At 62.8% G+C, this 18,639-nt stretch carries 17 protein-coding genes; 9 read left to right on the top strand and 8 right to left on the bottom strand.

Annotation, left to right across the window (positions count from 1 at the left end):
• Positions 1 to 19: 19 nt before the first annotated feature.
• From DOM57_RS08330 to DOM57_RS08305, 6 genes are all read right to left on the bottom strand, one after another.
• Positions 20 to 985 (bottom strand): ABC transporter substrate-binding protein, encoded by a 966-nt coding sequence (locus DOM57_RS08330; protein ID WP_162619491.1) that lies wholly within the window; start codon positions 983 to 985, stop codon positions 20 to 22.
• 285 nt (positions 986 to 1,270) lie between these two features.
• Positions 1,271 to 2,431, bottom strand: a complete 1,161-nt coding sequence (locus DOM57_RS08325) for an oxamate carbamoyltransferase subunit AllG family protein (protein WP_110648765.1) — start codon at positions 2,429 to 2,431, stop codon at positions 1,271 to 1,273.
• Between the two features lie 108 nt (positions 2,432 to 2,539).
• Positions 2,540 to 3,040: a MarR family winged helix-turn-helix transcriptional regulator gene (locus DOM57_RS08320; protein WP_110648764.1), complete on the bottom strand. Its 501-nt coding sequence runs from the start codon at positions 3,038 to 3,040 to the stop codon at positions 2,540 to 2,542.
• 77 nt (positions 3,041 to 3,117) lie between these two features.
• Positions 3,118 to 4,263 (bottom strand): xanthine dehydrogenase family Fe-S subunit, encoded by a 1,146-nt coding sequence (locus DOM57_RS08315; protein WP_110648763.1) that lies wholly within the window; start codon positions 4,261 to 4,263, stop codon positions 3,118 to 3,120.
• Positions 4,260 to 5,057 (bottom strand): FAD binding domain-containing protein, encoded by a 798-nt coding sequence (locus DOM57_RS08310; protein WP_110648762.1) that lies wholly within the window; start codon positions 5,055 to 5,057, stop codon positions 4,260 to 4,262. The genes DOM57_RS08315 and DOM57_RS08310 overlap by 4 nt, the downstream gene beginning before the upstream one ends.
• Positions 5,054 to 7,468 (bottom strand): xanthine dehydrogenase family protein molybdopterin-binding subunit, encoded by a 2,415-nt coding sequence (locus DOM57_RS08305; RefSeq protein WP_110648761.1) that lies wholly within the window; start codon positions 7,466 to 7,468, stop codon positions 5,054 to 5,056. Before DOM57_RS08305 ends, DOM57_RS08310 begins: the two co-directional genes overlap by 4 nt.
• A gap of 157 nt (positions 7,469 to 7,625) precedes the next feature.
• On the opposite strand from DOM57_RS08305, the gene DOM57_RS08300 reads away from it, so the two are divergent.
• On the top strand, positions 7,626 to 9,035 hold the full coding sequence (locus DOM57_RS08300) for an amidohydrolase/deacetylase family metallohydrolase (RefSeq protein ID WP_239496153.1): 1,410 nt from the start codon (positions 7,626 to 7,628) through the stop codon (positions 9,033 to 9,035).
• Positions 9,036 to 9,176: 141 nt separating this feature from the next.
• On the opposite strand, the gene DOM57_RS08295 is transcribed toward DOM57_RS08300, so the two are convergent.
• Positions 9,177 to 9,539 carry a Rieske (2Fe-2S) protein gene (locus tag DOM57_RS08295; RefSeq protein WP_110648759.1) on the bottom strand — a complete coding sequence of 121 codons (363 nt, stop codon included), beginning with the start codon at positions 9,537 to 9,539 and terminating at the stop codon, positions 9,177 to 9,179.
• 353 nt (positions 9,540 to 9,892) lie between these two features.
• Between DOM57_RS08295 and DOM57_RS08290 the strand changes: the two genes are divergently transcribed.
• The 8 genes from DOM57_RS08290 to DOM57_RS21760 are packed head-to-tail and all read left to right on the top strand — an operon-like array spanning position 9,893 to position 18,044.
• Positions 9,893 to 11,524, top strand: coding sequence for an ABC transporter substrate-binding protein (locus DOM57_RS08290; RefSeq protein ID WP_110648758.1), 1,632 nt, complete (start codon positions 9,893 to 9,895; stop codon positions 11,522 to 11,524).
• Positions 11,521 to 12,552 carry an ABC transporter permease gene (locus tag DOM57_RS08285; protein ID WP_110648757.1) on the top strand — a complete coding sequence of 344 codons (1,032 nt, stop codon included), beginning with the start codon at positions 11,521 to 11,523 and terminating at the stop codon, positions 12,550 to 12,552. The genes DOM57_RS08290 and DOM57_RS08285 overlap by 4 nt, the downstream gene beginning before the upstream one ends.
• Before the next feature lies 1 nt (position 12,553).
• Positions 12,554 to 13,453 carry an ABC transporter permease gene (locus DOM57_RS08280; protein ID WP_110648756.1) on the top strand — a complete coding sequence of 300 codons (900 nt, stop codon included), beginning with the start codon at positions 12,554 to 12,556 and terminating at the stop codon, positions 13,451 to 13,453.
• A gap of 10 nt (positions 13,454 to 13,463) precedes the next feature.
• Entirely contained in the window at positions 13,464 to 15,122 is a 1,659-nt protein-coding gene (locus tag DOM57_RS08275; RefSeq protein WP_110648755.1) for a dipeptide ABC transporter ATP-binding protein, read from the top strand.
• On the top strand, positions 15,119 to 15,802 hold the full coding sequence (locus tag DOM57_RS08270; protein WP_110648754.1) for a GntR family transcriptional regulator: 684 nt from the start codon (positions 15,119 to 15,121) through the stop codon (positions 15,800 to 15,802). The genes DOM57_RS08275 and DOM57_RS08270 overlap by 4 nt, the downstream gene beginning before the upstream one ends.
• Positions 15,803 to 15,848: 46 nt before the next feature.
• Entirely contained in the window at positions 15,849 to 17,657 is a 1,809-nt protein-coding gene (gene atzF / locus DOM57_RS08265) for an allophanate hydrolase (protein WP_110648753.1), read from the top strand.
• A complete protein-coding gene (locus tag DOM57_RS22705; protein ID WP_110648752.1) occupies positions 17,542 to 17,892 on the top strand; it encodes a LysR substrate-binding domain-containing protein in 351 nt (116 codons plus the stop codon). The genes atzF and DOM57_RS22705 overlap by 116 nt, the downstream gene beginning before the upstream one ends.
• On the top strand, positions 17,817 to 18,044 hold the full coding sequence (locus DOM57_RS21760; protein ID WP_162619485.1) for a hypothetical protein: 228 nt from the start codon (positions 17,817 to 17,819) through the stop codon (positions 18,042 to 18,044). Before DOM57_RS22705 ends, DOM57_RS21760 begins: the two co-directional genes overlap by 76 nt.
• A gap of 235 nt (positions 18,045 to 18,279) precedes the next feature.
• On the opposite strand, the gene DOM57_RS08255 is transcribed toward DOM57_RS21760, so the two are convergent.
• The gene (locus DOM57_RS08255; RefSeq protein WP_162619489.1) at positions 18,280 to 18,570 is read right to left on the bottom strand and encodes a hypothetical protein; all 291 of its coding nucleotides are present in this window, start codon (positions 18,568 to 18,570) and stop codon (positions 18,280 to 18,282) included.
• Positions 18,571 to 18,639: the final 69 nt, after the last annotated feature.

Below are 18,639 nucleotides of genomic sequence, written 5' to 3'. Positions count from 1 at the left end.
GATATCATTCGTCGCGGTTTTACTCATCGCGCAGCGCCTCTATGATGCTGGGATCGATTAGACTTGCGGTATCGATTTCCTCGGTGGTGATGCCCGCCAGGCGAGAGGCTCGCTCGACATCCGCCAGCACCTCAGGGAAAGCACCCTCAATGTCGCTGAAATTGTCCTCGAGGGTGTAGAACTCGAGTCCCTCGAAGGCAGCCTCCATGTCATCCGGATTGGCGCCCGAGGCCTCGGCGATGATGCGGCGCGCGTCCTCGGTGTGCTCGTTGTAATAGTCCATGGCCTGACCCCAAGACTTCATTAGCGCCACCGCTTCCTCGCGGAGATTCTCGCCCGCGCTTTCGGTCATGACTAAAACGTCACTGACAATGCCCGGATTCTCGCCAGCGGAGTAGATGATCTTGATATCCGAATCCTGCGCCATGATTGACGCCTGGTAAGGTTCGTAGCTGACCGCCACGGGCACCTGCCCTGCCAGCAGCGCGGTCGCCGCCTGAGAGGCTGGCATTGGCACCTTCTCGATATCGTCGATGCTCATGCCATTCTGATCGAGCGCATAGTTGAGCAGAATATCGCTGGTCGAGCCCTCGGAGTAGGCGACTCGCTGCCCTTGTAAATCACTGATCGAATTGATGTCTCGCGACAGAATGGCATCGGCGTCAAACGCCTGATCGAGAAGCCCGATGATCTTGACCGGCGTGCCAATCTCCTCGAGAACGAGCGGCGCCTGCGCCGGTACGCTACCAAAATCCGCCTGACCGCTCGCCAAAGCCGCCAGTCGATCCTTGCCGGTGTCGAAGCTGATCAGCTCGACATCGTCCAGGCCGTTCTCTTCGAAATAGCCCTGAGACTCGGCGATGTGCCATCCGCCATGACCGATCCAGGGATTCAACGCGATACGCACGGGATCGGCCATTGCCGCCGGTGCTTGCAGTGCGATACCCAGCGTCAGGCTGGAGATCCATAGTGACGTTTTTTTCATTGTTGGGATTCCTGTCATGAGATCCATTGAGTCGCCTCACGCCAGCGGCGGAGACATCACGATCACTTCCGCAGCCGTCAGATCGGATAGAACCGAACTCAATAATAGTCAGTACACTGACTATTACAGCAACGACCACGAAAAGTGCATGCAGATAACGTGCCAAGCAGAAATAAACGACAGATCAAAGGGTTGCCGCAATAACCGGCAGAAATATCGCGCCAAAAGTAGTCAGCACACTGATCAATGCACCAAACGTGCTCATATCGACCGACTGAACAAACGCTACTCGTCTATCTTGTAGAGCGCGCCTGGATGGCGAGCACCGCCACGCCCGACAATCCCGACTTCACCGGCGGCGTCGAGCATGGCCAGGCACACGCCAGGCGGGCACTCGGCGTCGATTGCCAAGGCATCCAGCCCCACTGCGCGTCCTAGTCTTGGGTGAGTCACTGCCAGCGCTGGGCGCGAGGAAAGCATGCTGTTGACGAAGCGATCCCCCAGCAGGGCTGCCTGCTCTGGCGCGGCGTCGAGCGCCAGGGCGCCAAAGCCGACCGCATCGATCACCGCGCTATCGCCAATCGCCGGCAGCACGGCGATATCGGCAAGCGCCGGGGAGAGCGCCACGCCCTCCGGGGCTGACGTCGGATGGTGATGCCACACGCCCGGGGCGTGAGAAAACTGCACGCCAAAGTCGACACCGTTACCACCGGCGGCGACCAGGAGATTGCCCTGGCCAACTCGGGCTGCCGCCACCATCATCATCTTGCAGGCGGCCATCCATAAATTGAGAAAGCTCTGCGGATTGCCGTCGAGAAACGCTCGGCTGTCAGCGTCCAGCCCTGCCGACGCCAATGCTTTGGCAAGCGCTGACGAACCAACGCCCACGCGTCCATGCAGCTCATCCCCCGCTGCCAATCCCGCCTCGGCAAGCGCCAGCACGTCCACGTCGAGCGCGCCCGCGGCCGCCAGTGCGGGACCGAAGTGGCGATGCATCCAAGCCAGACGCGCCACAACAGCCGGTGTCAACTGCCCGAAACGTTGCGCCGGGCCAACGCCCTCACTCAGAGGCGCGTAGGCCACGCTGTCGGCATCGTGACGATCCACCACCCGATGCAGATACATAGAGGGTGATACCACCGCAGCCAGTGGCGTCACGATGCCATGATCCTGCGCCGGGGAGAGCGTCACTTCGCCCGAGGCCAGCAGACGCCTGGCCTCGCTCTCATCGGCCGCCATACCCTCGAAAATCAGCGCGGCGCAGGCGGCATTGAGCACTGGCGGGCAATGCGCCTCGACGCCCGGTAACGGCGGGCCGGCGTGAAGCAGACACCTCTCCTTCGTTAGCTCGCCAGCGCGGACGACGCCGCGCCACACGGGGTCGGCATAGGCCATCGCCTCGGCCGCCCGCCGGGTGTCGGTGGCAACCCGATGTTCATTGGGCATCGTGATTCTCTCCTGTGCTGTTGAGGTATTGTCGTTGTCGTGCGCCGCGTCGCCGGGTCAGGATCGAGAGCCCGGTTCTCCGTCATGGGCAAAGATCCGTGGCGACATTCATGGAAAATCGAGCGGTGCTCGGCCGTAGCCATTATTGCTATCGACCAGGTCCAGCAGCGTGGTCAGGAAATGCTGTCGGTCGTCTTCATTCAGGGGAGCAATCGTGCGGTCATGGGCACGCTGGGCCGCCGGTCCCATGCGTTCGAGAAGCGCGCCCCCGTCGGCGGTAAGCGAGGCGATGCGGCGTCGGCGATCCTGGGGATTGCGCCGACGCGCCACCCATCCGGCACCCTCCAGACGCCGCAAGACCTCGGCGGTCGTGGTGCGATCGATACCGATACTGCCGGCGAGCGTGATCTGGTCGAGTTCGCCCTCCCGCAGCGCGGTCAGCACGCTGTACTGCACGGGCGTGAGACCGAACTCGGCGCACTCCTCGTAAAACAGCGCGATGTGGATCTGATGCAAGCGTCGAATGAGAAATCCCGGGCGATGCGCGAGCAGATCATAGATCCGTGCGACGTCTGCTGAGTTCACGTCGGGCGATGGCGCGGTGGGCATGCTTGGCTCCTACGGTTGACTGGGCACTCTCCGGCGCCGAGCGGGCCGGAGGCACTCTCATAGTAACGTTGGCCGACTCAGTTCCGCTGAGTCCAGCGCCGCAGCCGCCGTTTCATGGCCATCATGAAAAGCGTGAACGGATTCAGACCACTCGCGCGTTTCATCGTTCTGCCATCCAGATGCGCCTCCAGCCGAGCGCGAAACTGATCGATCAGCGAGCCCACGATGTCGTCGATCAACCCACCACGGCCGAACTGGGCCAGCGTGCCGGTCAGCTCGAAGCCAAGGGCGAGATCGAGCGTGGTGCGGTTGGCGCCTGACGGCTCGACGCTGAAACTCAGTGCACCGTTGGCGCGGGAATCCGAACGGCTGTCGCGACCGCGCCCCTCGAGTTCACCGCGGCGCTGCGCATCATCCCAGCGCACCTCCCCCTCGCCGGCAATCTTGGCGGAAATGGGGCCAAGGCGAACGTGGAAAAACCCTTCAACGTGGCCCTCGTCATCAACCTCGGTCAATTCCGCGCCCGGCAGGCATCCGACGACCAGGCGAATATCCTTCAAGGCCTGCCACACGCCGTCGGCGTGATGGTCGAGGGTGAAGCGTGAGGTGATCTCGCGGCCTTTTTCGGTCTCCCGGCTCGCGGTGGTTGCCTCACTTGAATTTTGGCGATTATCGGTTACTTTCATATCGTCGCGCGACGGCATGGACACCGCCTGGAGAGCGGCAGGTCGGGCAGGCGCGATACCGGCCAGGAAGACTTCGTCGGCCAGCACCTCCTTAACGGCGCGGACGATCCCGTCGTAGCCGGTGCAACGGCATAGGTTGCCGCTGAGCTCGTGGCGAATGTCGCGATCCTCGGGCGTGCGCCCTGCGTGACGCAGCACGATATCGCGACACGACACCAGCATGCCGGGCGTGCAGAAGCCGCACTGCAGGGCGTGCTGGGCGGAGAAGGCGGCGCGCAGACGAGCCGTCACCGGGTCCTGATCGAGGCCCTCGATGGTCACAACCTGTGCGCCCTCGCAACTCACCGCCCAGGTGAGGCACGAGCGTACCGGGCGTCCGTCGCGGATGATCGTGCAGGCGCCGCAGACGCCATGCTCGCAACCCAGGTGGGTTCCGGTCAGATGGCACTGCTCGCGTAGAAAATCGCCAAGGTGCTGGCGCGGTTCGATGGTGCGCGAGACGGCCTCGCCATTGATCGTCAGCGTGGTGGCGGTCATAACGTCTCACTCTTGGTCAGGGCGCGCTCGAGCGCGTCGATGTGTAGCTGTCGCTCGAGGGCATCCAGGCCCGGTGCCTGGCGCTCTAGGCTCGCCATCCAGTGGTCACGGTCGTCGGCCACATCATGTTCAAGCACGATCGGGCGGCCCTGGGTCGCCGCGATGACATAGCGCGCCTCGCCGCTTTCGCCATGGCGCCAGGTCACCCCGATGGCATGGGCGAGTTCACCGGCCTTCCTGCACAGCTTGAAGTAGCCAAAACGGCTAGCGGCAGGCACTCTCGGCACCCACACCGCGGTGATCAGTTCGCCGGGCGTGATGGCCGTCTGAAAGGCGCCGAGCACGAAGTCGGCGATCCGCAGACGCCGATAGCGGCGACCATCGTAGAGCACTACTTCTCCCCCCAACGCGGCCAGGCTCGCGATCCAGTCCGCAGCGGGGTCGCCGTGGGCAATACTGCCGCCTATCGTGCCGCGGCTGCGCACGGCGCGGTAAGCGATACCGCGCGCGATGCGCGGCAAGATGCCCCGGGTCACATCCGGCAGCAGGCCATCCTCGATTTCGGCGTGAGTGATGGCACTGCCGATCATCAGACCATCGGCCTGCTCATCGAAACCGCGCAGTGGCGACAGTGCACTGATGTCCACCAGTGTCTCGGGCTGCGCCAGGCGCAGATTGAGCATCGGCCCCAACGACTGCCCGCCCGCGATAAGTCTTACATCGTCACTGGCAGACCATTCACGCACCTCGCCGAGCTGCGTCGGGCGCCGGTAGTCGAAAGCACAGGCTTTCATGCGCTGGCCCCCGTTGCGATGCCGACATCAACCGGCTGAGGAGCATCCGCCGCTCTGGCGGCCGCGATGGCCTCCAGCACCCGACGGGGCGTTGCGGGTACCTGACACACCTCGGCGCCCAGCGGCGATAGCGCGTCATTGATGGCATTGACGATCGCCGCCGGCGGCCCGATCGCGCCGCTCTCCCCGACGCCCTTCTGGCCAAAGGCGGTGTACGGCGAGGGCGTCTCCATGTGGTCGATACGCACGCCGGGCACTTCGGTCGCCCCCGGAAGCAGATAGTCCGCCAGCGTCGAAGCCTGCGGCTGGGCATTGCGATCGAACGCCATCTCCTCGTAGAGCGCGGTACCGATACCCTGTGCCACACCGCCGTAGACCTGACCATCGACAATCATCGGATTGATAAGCACGCCACCATCCTCGACCACCGCGTAGTCGAGTATTTCGGTGCTACCGAACTCGGGGTCGACCGCCACCACGACCGCGTGAGCGGCGTAGCTGAACGTGCCGCTGTCGCGCCCGGCCTTGTAGCCGGCCGTCACTTCTAGCCCGGCCGCGTTGACGCCAGCCGGCAACGCCTGCGGGCGCAAGTACCATACCCGGCCAATCTCGTCGTAGCTGACGCTGCGCCCGTCCTCGGTCGCGATCTGGCCACGCCCTGCCGTTACCGCCTCGATCGGCACCTCAAGAAGATGCGCGCCGATATCGATCAAGCGATCCTGCAGCTCACGGCAGGCCTGAGCAACCGCGCCGCCAGACATGACCATGCAGCGCGAGCCCCAGGTACCGGTGGAGTACGGCGTCAGCGCCGTGTCGCCGTGCACGACCCGAATGCGCGAGATATCAATGCCCAGCACCTGCTCGCCGACCTGGGCCAGCGTGGTTTCCAGGCCCTGACCGTGAGACTGAATCCCGACGCGAATCTCCAGGGCGCCATCCGGCGTCATGCGCACCACGGCCTGCTCGTGTCCCGGCACCATGGGAATGCCCCAACCGGCGTAGACCGAAGTCCCGTGGGCCGACTGCTCGCAGAAGATGGCGCAGCCCAGGCCGATCAGACGACCGTCGGCTTCCCCCTCGGCCTGTCGGCGACGTACCGCCGGCAGATCGATGGCGGCCATGGCTCGGCGCATCGCCTGGGGGTAGTCGCCGCTGTCGAAATGCTTGTGGGTGATGTTGTCGAACGGCATCGCCTCGGGCGGGATCAATGCTTCGAGGCGCACGTCGCTGGGTTCGCGCCCCACCGCCCGGGCGATGGCGTCCAGGGTCAGCTCCATGGCAAAGCAGACACCGGTACGCGCCACGCCGCGATAGGGCAGAATCGGCGCCTTGTTGGTGGCCGCCGAGATCGCCCGGCAGCGATAAGCCAGAAAGTCGTACGGCCCCGGTAGGATACTGGCGACCTGCGCCGCCTCCAGGCACGCGGAGAACGGGTAAGCCGAGTAGGCACCCGCATCGACGGTGGCATCCGCCTCGAAGGCCAGCAATTTTCCCCGGGCATCCGCCCATGCCTTGACCCGGTAGTGATGCTCGCGGCAGTTGGCATTGGCGGCGAGCTGCTCACGACGATCCTCGATCCAGCGCATCGGCCGGTCGAGATGCATCGCCAGCCAGCAGACGCAGACCTCTTCGGGCAGCAGGATTCCCTTGTAGCCGAAGCCACCGCCGACATCCGGCGCGACAACGCGAATCTGCTCATGTGTCAGGCCGAGCGATTCGCAAAGACCGGTGCGCACGATATGCGGCATCTGGGTTGAGGTGTAAACCTGCAACTGCTCCAGACGCCGGTCCCACACGGCCACCACGCCGCGCCCTTCCATCGGCGACATACACTGGCGCGAGGTGCGATACTCCCGCTCCACGCAAACGGCAGCACCCGCCGCGATCGATTCGATATCGCCATCGACGAAGGTCTGCTGGAACACGTTGTCGCCCCACTCATCGTGAACCAGGGGGGCATCGGCTTGCAGCGCCTGGAGCATGTCGTGCACCGCGGGCAACGGTTCGATATCCGTTGCGATGTCGGCGGCGATGTCCTCGGCCCGAGCGCGATCGGGCGCCACGCACGCTGCCAGCAGTTCACCCACGATACGCACCTTGTCGGCGGCGAGGATGGGTTGATCGGAGGCCTTGAATCCCGGCAGCGCGGAAACGGCGCGGATCGGCTTGACGCCAACCAGGTCCGCGGCGACGAAAACGTTCGCCTTGCTCGCCTCCGGCGGCGTGATCGAATTCACCCGGCCGTGAGCCACCGGGCTGCGCAGGAACGCCACCTCCTGCATGTTCGCCATTTTGATATCGGCGATGAACTCGCCGCGACCGCGCATATAGCGGTCATCCTCCTTGCGTGTGGCATGCGCTCCGACGCCGTGCATCGGCGGCACTGCGGCGCTCAATAGCGGGGAAGTCATTATTGTCATCTCCTCGAACACGGCTATCGTCAACCCTTAGCTTAGCGCGGCGCGCGCGCCAGCCGGATAGGCCCAATCCCATAGCCCGGCCCAGATAGCCCAGCTCGGACTACCCCGATTGGGTAGCCAGGTACGCCTCACCTGAGCAGCCAGCTTGATGGGCTATGCCGATCGGGCGTATATTCATCAGTGTACTTCCTATTTATCTTTATACCGCGTCGAGGCGGGCATTGGCCAGCGCTGTCGCCCCTCTATCGACGGTCCAATTCGGCGCCACACTTGGCGCAACCTCAGGGAGAGCCCAATGGGACCCACTCAATACAACACAATCATCAGTGGCGGCCGCCTTATCGATCCGGCGACTGGCGTCGACAACGTCGCCGATATTGGCATTCTCGACGGGCGCATAGCCGCCATCGAGCCAAGTCTCGACAAGCAGTCTGCAACTGAGGTGATCGACGCCGACAACAAGATCGTCACCGCCGGCATGATCGATACGCACGGCCATATCTATCAGCACGTGACGGGTAAATTCGGCCTTGACCCTGACATGGTGGGCGTGCGCTCCGGCGTGACGACGATCATCGACCAAGGCGGGCCAAGCTGCATGACGCTGGGTGGCTTTCGCCACTATCTCGCCGAGCGCTCGCACACTCGACTCTACTGTTTTATCTCGGCTTATCTCGTGGGCGGCCTCGAGGGCCATATGTACCCCGACCTTTACGGCCCCACCGGCGTCAATCCCGAACACACGATCCGCGTGGCCAGAGATAACCTGGATCTGGTGCGCGGCATCAAGGCGCACGCCGAAATCGGTGGCCAATCCCGCTGGGGTCTGGAAGTCATCAAGGTCGGTAAACGCATCGCCAGCGAGTTGGACTTACCACTCTACATTCATCTTGGCCAGCTCTGGCCCAGCCTGGAAGAAGGCCCAGTCCCCGATCCGGATGAACTGATTCGTGAGCTAGTACCCATCATGAGTGAGGGCGACATGCTCGCCCACCCGTTCACCCGGCATCCCGGTGGCTTCGTTTCGGAAACCGGAGAAGTCCATCCGATCGTATTCGAAGCCATCGACCGTGGCGTCAAGGTCGATGTGGGCCACGGCTCCCATTTCAGCTTCGAAGTCGCCAAGAAGGTCCTGGACGCCGGCATCAAGCCCTTCACGCTGGGCGCCGATATGCATGGCTACAACGTGACCGCGCCGCCGGCGGGAATGGATCAAGGCGTGCGTGAGTCCAACCCTTTCTTCGGCATTGCCCCTTTCAACCTGACGGTGGCCATGAGCGAACTCCTAACGCTTGGCATGTCATTGCACGAAGTGATCGCCACCGTGACGCAGAATCCTGCCACGGTACTCGGAAAGTCTGCCGAGCTTGGATCCCTCGCGGTTGGCCGCAGCGCGGATATCTCCATGCTGGATATCCAGCATGGGCGCTTCAAACTGTTCGACAATTCCGGCGTGGAAGTGGTGACTGACAAGTTGATCCGCCCGGTCATGGCGCTGAAAGATGGCGTCGCTTTCAAAGCAGACTCCCCCCTCATTCCCGACCCCGTACTCGCCTGACGACACCCAATCGTGAAAATGACGCCCTGTATCGGTATTCATATGCCGATGCAGAGTCGGCATCGTTTTCATTTCGAAGGACTTATATTCCGAAGAACTTCCATTCCAAAGACAATCGCACGAGGAATATTGGGAAATGTGTCAGGTAAAATCCCAGACGATTTTATCACCCTCCGGGGGGTTATCGATCACTGACTGACTGTCGACTTCAATCTCCCCGTTGCGTATACGCGCGGGATAACAGCGCAGATCGTCCACGCGCCACCCGGCAGAAACCTCTCCGGACTGCAAATCGAAGCTGGCCAGATGTCGAGGGCAGGTGATGCGGCAATGCTGAATCAAGCCTTCCTGCAACGGCGCCTTGTCATGCGGGCAGAGGCTCTGGAATGCCCATGGCTGCCCCTGCCACAGCGCCACGCACACCTTGTGAGGGCCGATCTCCACCGTTACTACCGACGCATCCGCCAGCTTGGCTAGACTCATAACCGCCACGAATTCACTCACTGCGCCTGCCCTCGTATCGATATCTCGCGCCCCTTATTTTATACCCGTCGTGTCGCCGCGAACCCATCATGAATTCTCACGACACCCACCTTGTGCCCATCCAGTGCGCGAGCCATCTGGACGCACTGCAAAAGTGCATGCAATTTCAGAACGGATGAGAAACCTCTCCAATGACTCTCCGGCATCGACGTCTGCGTATCTGAATTGGGCTATTCCCGTCCCTTGAATCAAGATTTTTTCCATATTTTATCGCTGCTTGCAAACGAAAATAGCCGCAACCTTTTCACCCTGTCGTGATTTGGCATCAAAAATGCATTCACTTTTTCAGATCCTCAAACGCCAGGAGACTAGCCATGAAGCGTCGCGATTTTCTCAAGGGTGTTTCTGCCATGACCATTGGCGCGAGCGCCCTGCCGTTCCTGAAGAGCCTGCCAGCCATGGGCGCACCGGGTGGCACGCTAGTCACCGTTATGGGAAGCACCATCAATAGCCTCGACATTCATCGCAGCGGCACCAATCGCCCCAGTTACCAGGTCGCCGTCAACTGCTACGATCGCTTGGTCACCTTTGGCACCAAGACGCTCGAGGACGGTTCTCTCAGCTATGACTACGATGAGCTTCAGCCGGAGCTGGCCACCGAGTGGGAAGTCTCCGACGATGGCCGCACGCTGACATTCACGCTGCGCGAAAACGCCACCTTCCAGGACGGCGCACCGGTCACTGCCGCCGACGTCAAGTGGTCCTTCGATCGCGCGGTAACGCTGGGCGGATTCCCCACCGCCCAGATGGCCGCTGGCTCACTTGAGCAGCCCGAGCAATTCGAAGCCGTCGATGCGCGCACGTTCCGCATCCATCTGCCTCACGCCTCGAAGCTCACGCTGCCGGATCTCACAACGCCGATTGCCATCGTCATCAACTCCGAACTGGCGAAATCCCACGCCACCGAGGACGACCCGTGGGCCACCGAGTATCTGCATCGCAATACGATCGGCTCGGGCGCGTTCAGCGTCGAGCGCTGGGATTCCGGCCAGCAGTTGGTCTATGCACGCAATGACGACTGGGCCTGCGGCCCGCTACCCGAGGCTCAGCAGGTCATCCTGCGTGAGGTGCCCTCGACCTCCACGCGCCGCGCCCTGGTCGAGCGCGGCGATGCCCAGCTATCTCAGGATATCCCACCCAAGGATGCCAGCGAGCTGACCCAGGGCGATCAGGTTGAAATCGTCAGCACGCCGATCGAGAACTGTCTGCACGTGCTCTGTACCAACCTGGACTTCGAGCCGTTTCAGGATCGCCAGGTGCGTCAGGCAATCGCCTGGGCGGTGCCTTACCAGGCCATCTTCGATAACGCCGCCTACGGACAAGGCGTTCCCATGTGGGGCGGTGCGGAGGACGAGGCGATCGAGCCGGTCTGGCCTCAGCCGTTCCCCTACCAGGAAAATCTGGAGCGCGCTCGCGAGCTGATGGCGCAATCCGCCTACCCGGATGGCTTCGAAGTCTCGCTCTCCTTCGATCTCGGTCAGGCGGCCTGGGCCGAGCCCACGGCGCTGTTGATCCAGGAAAGCCTGGCGCAAATCGGTATCCGCACCCAGATCGAGCGCATTCCGGGAGCCAACTGGCGCACCGTGGCGCTGGTGGAAAAATCGCTGCCGCTGCACCTGGAGAACTTCGGTGGCTGGCTCAACACGCCCGATTACTACTTCTACTGGGCCTACGTCCACGGCAACCTGTTCAACTCATCGAACTACGACAACCCGGAAATGGCCCAACTGGTGGAGGACACGCTGTACATAGCGCAGTCCGACCCCGCCTATGTGCCCAACGTGCAGCGAATGATCGAGTTGGCGATCGAGGATATCCCGCGCATCCCGCTCTATCAGCCCTCTCTCAACGTTGCCATGCAGCCCTCGATAGACAACTACGTCTACTGGTATCACCGTCAGCTCGACCTGCGCCCGCTGACGCTGGGCAGAGCTGAGAACGAATGATGAACACTTCCGGACGTACCCGCATGATCGCCTACCGGCTGTTGCAGGCTATTCCTGCAATCATCGGTATCGTCATCGTCTCGTTCATTCTCACCCGGGCGCTGCCCGGGGATCCGGCGGCCTACTTTGCCGGCCCCGCCGCGAGCAGCGAATCCATCGAACAGATTCGCCGCACCATGGGGCTGGATCAGCCGTTGCCGGTGCAGTTTCTGGCCTATGTCAAGGATCTCGTCACCGGGGATCTGGGGCACTCCATCTCCACGGGCCAACCGGTCCTCACCGAGCTGGGCGCGCGCCTGCCGGCGTCGCTGGAACTGACCGGTTTCGCGCTGCTCTTCTCGATGGCCGTGGCCCTGCCACTGGGGATCCTGGCCGCCAGCCGACCCAACTCCTGGGTCGATCATCTGTGTCGCTTCGTGGTCACCGCGGGCGTTTCGTTGCCGGTATTCTTTACCGGGCTGGCGCTGGTCTACCTGTTCTATTACCTGCTTGGCTGGGCACCTTCCCCGATGGGACGCATCGACATCCTCTATCTCTCGCCGCCGAAGATCACCGGCTTCTACGTAATCGACTCACTGCTCGCCGGCGATCTGGAAACGGCTCGCGCGGCGCTGGCGCAGTTGATCCTGCCGGCGATCACGCTAGGGCTATTTACGCTTGCGCCAATTGCACGCATGACCCGGGCGGCGATGATTCAAATCCTCGAGGGCGAATTCGTGCGCACCGCTCGAGCCGCCGGGCTAAGCCGACGCAGCATGCTCTACACCTACGCGCTGCGTAACGCCATTCTGCCGGTCATCACCACACTGGGCATGGTGTTCTCGTTCACCCTGGGCGCCAATGTGCTGGTCGAAAAGGTATTTGCCTGGCCAGGCATCGGCTCGTGGGCCGTGGAGGCGCTGGTCGTTTCCGACTATGCCGCCGTCCAGGGTTTCGTGCTGGCGATGGCGCTACTGTTCGTCACCATCAACCTGGTCATCGATATCCTCTATACGCTGATCGATCCGCGTCTTGGCATGGAGAGCTGACATGCGTGCCACTACCGCAACGCAGGTGCCCAATACCGCCGCGAAAACCACCGCCTTCGGCCGCTTCGTCCGACACCTGGGCTACGTCATGACGGAAAACCCGGTCACGGCGCTCGCTTTCGGCCTCTTTCTGATATTCGTGATCGCGGCGATTTTCGGCCCCTGGTTAAGTCCTCATGACCCGCTCGCCACCCTATCGGCGCGCGCACTGCAGCCGCCCTCCTGGGATCACTGGTTCGGAACGGACCAGTTGGGACGCGACGTCTTTTCGCGAGTGATCGTCGCCACGCGGCTGGATTTGATGATCGCGGTCACCGCCGTTGCCATGGCTTTCGTGGTCGGCTCGGCGCTGGGTGCCATCGCCGGCTATTTCGGTGGGTGGTGGGATCGCATCACGGGGCGGCTGGTCGATACCATCATGGCGTTTCCCCTGTTCGTGCTGGCCATGGGCATCGTGGCCGCTGCCGGCAACACGATCGACAACATCGTCTACGCCACGGCAATCATCAACCTACCTTTCTACGCGCGCATGGCCAGAGCCGAGGTGAATATCCGCCGCAACAGTGGCTTCGTGCAGGCGGCTCGCCTCTCCGGCAACGGCGACTGGCGCATCCTCGCCTTCCAGCTCTTCCCCAACGTGCTCCCCCCCATGATGGTACAGATCTCCCTGAATCTGGGCTGGGCGATTCTCAACGCGGCTGGGCTTTCGTTCATCGGCCTGGGCGTGCGCCCGCCAACGCCGGAGTGGGGAATCATGGTCGCCGAAGGTGCCAACTTCATCGTCTCCGGTGAATGGTGGCTGGCGCTGTTTCCGGGGCTAGCGTTGATGCTGGCAGTCTTTACCTTCAACTTGCTGGGCGACGGACTGCGCGATCTCGTCGATCCCCTGCGGCGTACCTGAGGAGCGCATCATGACAGTGCCATTGGTCGACATTCGCGATCTCTCGGTCGAATTCAACACACGACGCGGTACGGTGAGCGCCGTCAAGCGGGTCTCGCTGCAGATCGCCAAGGGCGAGACGGTGGGGATTGTCGGCGAGTCCGGTTCCGGCAAGTCGGTGACATCCTACGCGCTGATGAGAATCCTCGACCGGGCGGGGCGTATCGCGGGGGGCAGCGTGGTTTTCGGCGGGGTCGATGTTGCCAACGCCGACAAACGCACGCTGAGCGAGCTGCGTGGCCGTGAGATGTCGATGATCTTTCAGAACCCGCGCGCCGCGTTGAACCCAATCCGTCGCGTGGGCCAGCAGATCGAGGATGTGCTGCTCGAGCACGGCATGGCCAAGCATGGCAACGCGCGTGACAAGGCCATCAAGATGCTTGCGGCCGTGCGTATCGCCGACCCGGAAAAGCGCTATTCAGCCTATCCGTTCGAGCTTTCCGGCGGCATGTGCCAGCGTATCGTGATCGCTATCGCCCTGGCCTGCCGCCCACAGCTACTGATCGCCGACGAACCCACAACCGGGCTCGATGTCACCACCCAGAAGACGGTGATGGAACTGATCGTGGAGCTGGCCCGCGAGCGCGACATGGCGACCCTGTTCATCACCCACGATCTGGGGCTCGCCGCCACCTGGTGCGATCGCATACTGGTCATGGAGAACGGCGAGGTCGTCGAGGCCAAGCCAACCCGCGAGTTGTTCGCCGCGCCATCGCACCCCTACACGCGGCGCCTGCTGCAGGCGACGCCCCATCGCGATTCTCGCGTCTGTGATCTGCTGCCGGTGGATGACCCGCGCCGAGCCGTGCCATCTACCGCTGCACCGGGAAAGCCACTATTGGAGGTCAAGGCAGTCACCAAGCGCTTCGGTGGGGCATCGTCGCGCCCAGCCGTCGATGCGCTGTCCTTTCAGATTGGCGAGGGCGAAAGCCTGGGCCTGGTGGGGGAAAGTGGCTGCGGCAAGTCGACGACATCGGCGATGATCATGCGCCTGCTGGACCCGGACAGCGGCCAGATCCTCTTTCGCAGCGACGACATCGGCACGGTTACGGCTAGGCGATTTGCAAGTCACCCCGCTCGCCGCAGTCTGCAGATGGTCTTCCAGGATCCCACCGATAGCCTCAACCCTCGCTGGAGTGCACGGCGCTCGATCGCCGACCCACTTTATCGCCTCGCCGCTTCATCGCGCCGGGCAGCGGAGCGCCAGGTAAACGAACTCGCCGAGCGTGTCGGCTTGTCCAACCATCTGCTCGAGCGCTTCCCGCATCAGCTATCCGGCGGCCAGAAAGCGCGCGTGGGTATTGCCCGCGCGGTGGCTCTCTCGCCCTCGCTACTAATCCTGGACGAACCCACGGCGGCGCTCGACGTCTCCGTTCAGGCGGTGGTGCTCAACCTGCTGGTGTCGTTGCGCGAACAGCTGGGCATGAGTTATCTGTTCATCAGCCATGATCTCAACGTCGTGCGCCTCGTTTGCGACCGTGTCATGGTGATGCGCGCTGGTCAGATCGTCGAACAGGGGCCAACGGCCAGCCTGCTGACCCACCCGAGCCATGACTACACCCGCACGCTGCTCGATGCCATTCCCCATCCGCCAGCGTCAAGCCGCCAACCCAGAGAAGCCGCGACATGACTCGCCCCCAACTGGTACGCGAAGGCACTACCGTCGACGATATGCTGCGCGTGGTCTCCGATGAAATCGTCGCGGGCCATTGGCCCCCCGGCACCAAACTCGATGCGCAGGGGCTCGCCGAGCGTTTTGCGGTATCGCGAACCCCGGTGCGTGAGATGTTCGGTCACCTCACCGCCATGGGGCTCACCGAGCGGCGCCCCAACCGCGGCGTTATCGTTGCCACCATTTCCGAGGAGGGTCTCGATCATCTTTTCGAGGCCATGGCAGAACTCGAGGCAGCCTGCGTCGGCCTGTGTACCCAGCGCATGAGCGACGCACAGAAGCAGCAACTGGTCTTGGCCCACGAGCGCTCGGCAAAGCTCGCCAGTGAAGGTTCGACAGAGGATTACGAAGCCTTCAATCTCGAGTTTCACAACCTGCTCTACGCCGGTAGTCACAACCCCTACCTGCAGGAACTGGCCATTGCCACACGGGCACGCCTAAGACCGTTTCGCCGCGCCCAGTTCTTTCTGGAGAGCCGTCCTGCCCGCTCCCACGAGGAGCACGAGCGGATCGTCGCGGCCATCCTCGCCAGTGATGTCGATGCCGCCACCACGGCTGCGAGAAAGCACCTGATGAAAGTCCGCGACTCTTCCCAGACCGTGGTGGAAAGTCAGCGCCATAGACACCGACCGAGCTGATCCCTCTTAGGCGTTCTCCCATTCCTGATCACGACACCAGGACCTCATGAAACACGATCTTAGCCTCACGGCACTCTCGCGGGCCTACCGCAGCGCTACCCTGACTCCCAGGCAACTGATGCAATCCCTGCTCGACGACATGCACGCCCAGCAGGACCCGGCATGGATCACCCGCCTGACGATGGCACAAATAGAACCCTGGCTCGCGCGCCTGGAGTCTTCGTCGCCAGAGGAGCTGCCGCTCTATGGCATCCCCTTCGCCATCAAGGACAATATCGATCTCGCGGGCGTGCCCACCACGGCTGCCTGCCCGGCGTTTGCCTATACCCCCGCAGAGAGCGCTTTCGTGGTCCAGCGGCTGATCGACGCAGGCGCAATCCCGCTGGGCAAGACCAATCTCGATCAATTCGCCACTGGGCTGGTGGGAGAGCGGGCGCCGGACCTCTACGGCACCCCAGCCTGTGCCTTTGCCCCGGAGTATATCGCCGGCGGCTCGAGTAGCGGCTCGGCCGTGGTCACCGCGCGCGGCGAGGTCTCCTTTGCGCTGGGTACCGACACGGCGGGTTCCGGGCGAATACCGGCCTGCTTCAACGGGCTCGTGGGAGTCAAGCCAACGCTTGGGCTGCTCAGCACGCACGGCGTGGTACCGGCGTGTGCGACGCTGGATACCATCAGCCTGATGGCGCTGACGAGCGACGATGCCGCGACGCTGCTTGGTGTGGTCAGCCACTACGATGCCCAGAGCCCCTGGTCACGCCAGCATGATTTCGAAGCGCACGGGCAGCGCTACGGGCAACTCACCGCGCCGCTACGTTTTGGCGTGGCGCTGCCTTCCCAGTGGGGCACGGACGACGCCTACAGCGCCGCGATGGAGAAGGCTATCGGCGCGCTGGAATCGCTGGGCGCCGAGCGTGTCGACATCGATGCCACGCCGATGCTGGAAGCCGCCAAGCTACTCTATGACGGCCCGTGGATCGCCGAGCGCTACCACGCCACTCGTGGGTTGATCGAGACAAACCCGGAGGCGCTGCACCCGGTGACCCGCGAGATCCTCGGCAACGGCAATGCCGCTTCGGCCGTGGACTATTTCGACGCACGCTACCGTCTCGCCGAGTACAAGCGCCAGGCCGATGCGCTCATGGCCAAATTCGATTTCCTCGTCATGCCCACGACGACCCATCATCCGCGCAAAGCCGAGGTTGCCGAGGCGCCCATCAGCGTCAATTCGCGTCTCGGGCGCTGGACCAATTTCGTCAACCTGCTCGATTTCAGCGCGCTGGCCGTGCCGACCGGCATGACGTCCCAAGGCCTGCCAGATGGCGTGACGCTCGTGGGGCAGGCGTTCGATGACCTGCTGCTGCTCTGCGTCAGCCGCTCGCTGGAAACGATGCTGCCTGCCCCCATGAGCGCAACCGGACGCACTCGGCTCACGCCGACAAACGCGCCTCCCGCTCGGCTTGGCGAAATGAACGTCGTCGTTTGCGGGGCGCATCTCAGCGGGCTGGCGCTGAACCATCAGCTGACTTCCCGCGGCGGGAAGCTGGCCCGGCTGGCCAAAACCAGCCCTCACTACCGGCTCTATCGATTGGCGGGTGGACCGCCTGCAAGACCGGCGCTGGTATATGACGAACGCGATGGTCGCCAGATCGATGTGGAAGTCTGGCGCCTGCCCATCCACAGCGTGGGGAGCTTTCTGAGCGATATACCCGCGCCATTGGGGCTTGGCAAAATCACGCTAGATGACGATAGCGTCGAGACCGGATTCATCTGCGCCGCCAATGCGCTGGATCAGGGTGGCCAGGCAGAGGAGATTTCGGCCTTCGGCGGTTGGCGAGCCTGGCTCGCCAAGCAATAGCGGCATTCGTAATTCCGGCGATCTATTTGAAGACGCGCTCGACTACCCTCACGTCACGTTGCACGAGGGCAGCACCCTCTGCCACTACCTGAAGAGGAAGGCACTGGAGTACGGCAAGCCATTGCCGGTCCGGATCCAGGTCTTCGGGTTCGAATCGGCATGTCGCATGATCGAGGCGGGGGTCGGCGTGGGCGTGCTTCCGGCGTCCTGCGCTACCGTGACCACATGCGGCTGAGCGTACGCCCCTGGGCCTATCGTGAGCGCAGCGTGCTGATCCGTGAGGATCACGTCCTTCCGCGCTTCGGCCAAGAGTTGCTGGAGACGATCACTCAGCATCAGCCATCGCGGAGCTTGACCAGCGAGCCGCGTCTATCTGATTTCTCCTGAAACCGACCGCCAACGAAAACGCCAGACCGCTGACGAAACCACCGATTTTGGTGGGTTCGTCAGCGGTCTGCAGCCTCCCGAAGGAGGCTGTCATGGCGTGTAAAGATCTGTCTGAATCAGCGTTTTCGTCGCGCTTCCATCTTGCGATGGATGGCATAGGCATAACCGCCGGCAACCGTCATCGAAACAGTAAGGACAACGAAAATCGTGCCGAGCAGCAGAGTCGCAGAATCCATCAGGCATCACCTCCATCGGCTTCGGCCTTGATTATGAGTGAGTCTAGCATGCCTTTGGCAATGCCAGCGATCAGGGTCAGCAGAAGGAATATCGCCCCTGCCCAGAAGGCACTGAAATAGCCATCAGGCTGGGCCTTGAGCGCTGGCCCCAGAAGCACGGCAACGACACACGCAGCGGTCACGCTGCTGCTGATGCGATCGGCCGCGTCGAAAATCGCGCGAGCGACGCGCAGTCGAGAAAGATAGGACATGACATCTCCAGTCGATGCTGCAAGGGAGATGTCGCCCATCAGGGAGAGATCTCCCTGCGAGCGGGTGGGTTGAACCACACCAACCGGGNNCCCGGTTGGTGTGGTGGT

The sequence above is a fragment of the Salinicola peritrichatus genome (assembly GCF_003206715.1).
Classification (GTDB): domain Bacteria; phylum Pseudomonadota; class Gammaproteobacteria; order Pseudomonadales; family Halomonadaceae; genus Salinicola; species Salinicola peritrichatus.
This window is presented reverse-complemented; position numbering and strand designations above follow the sequence as displayed.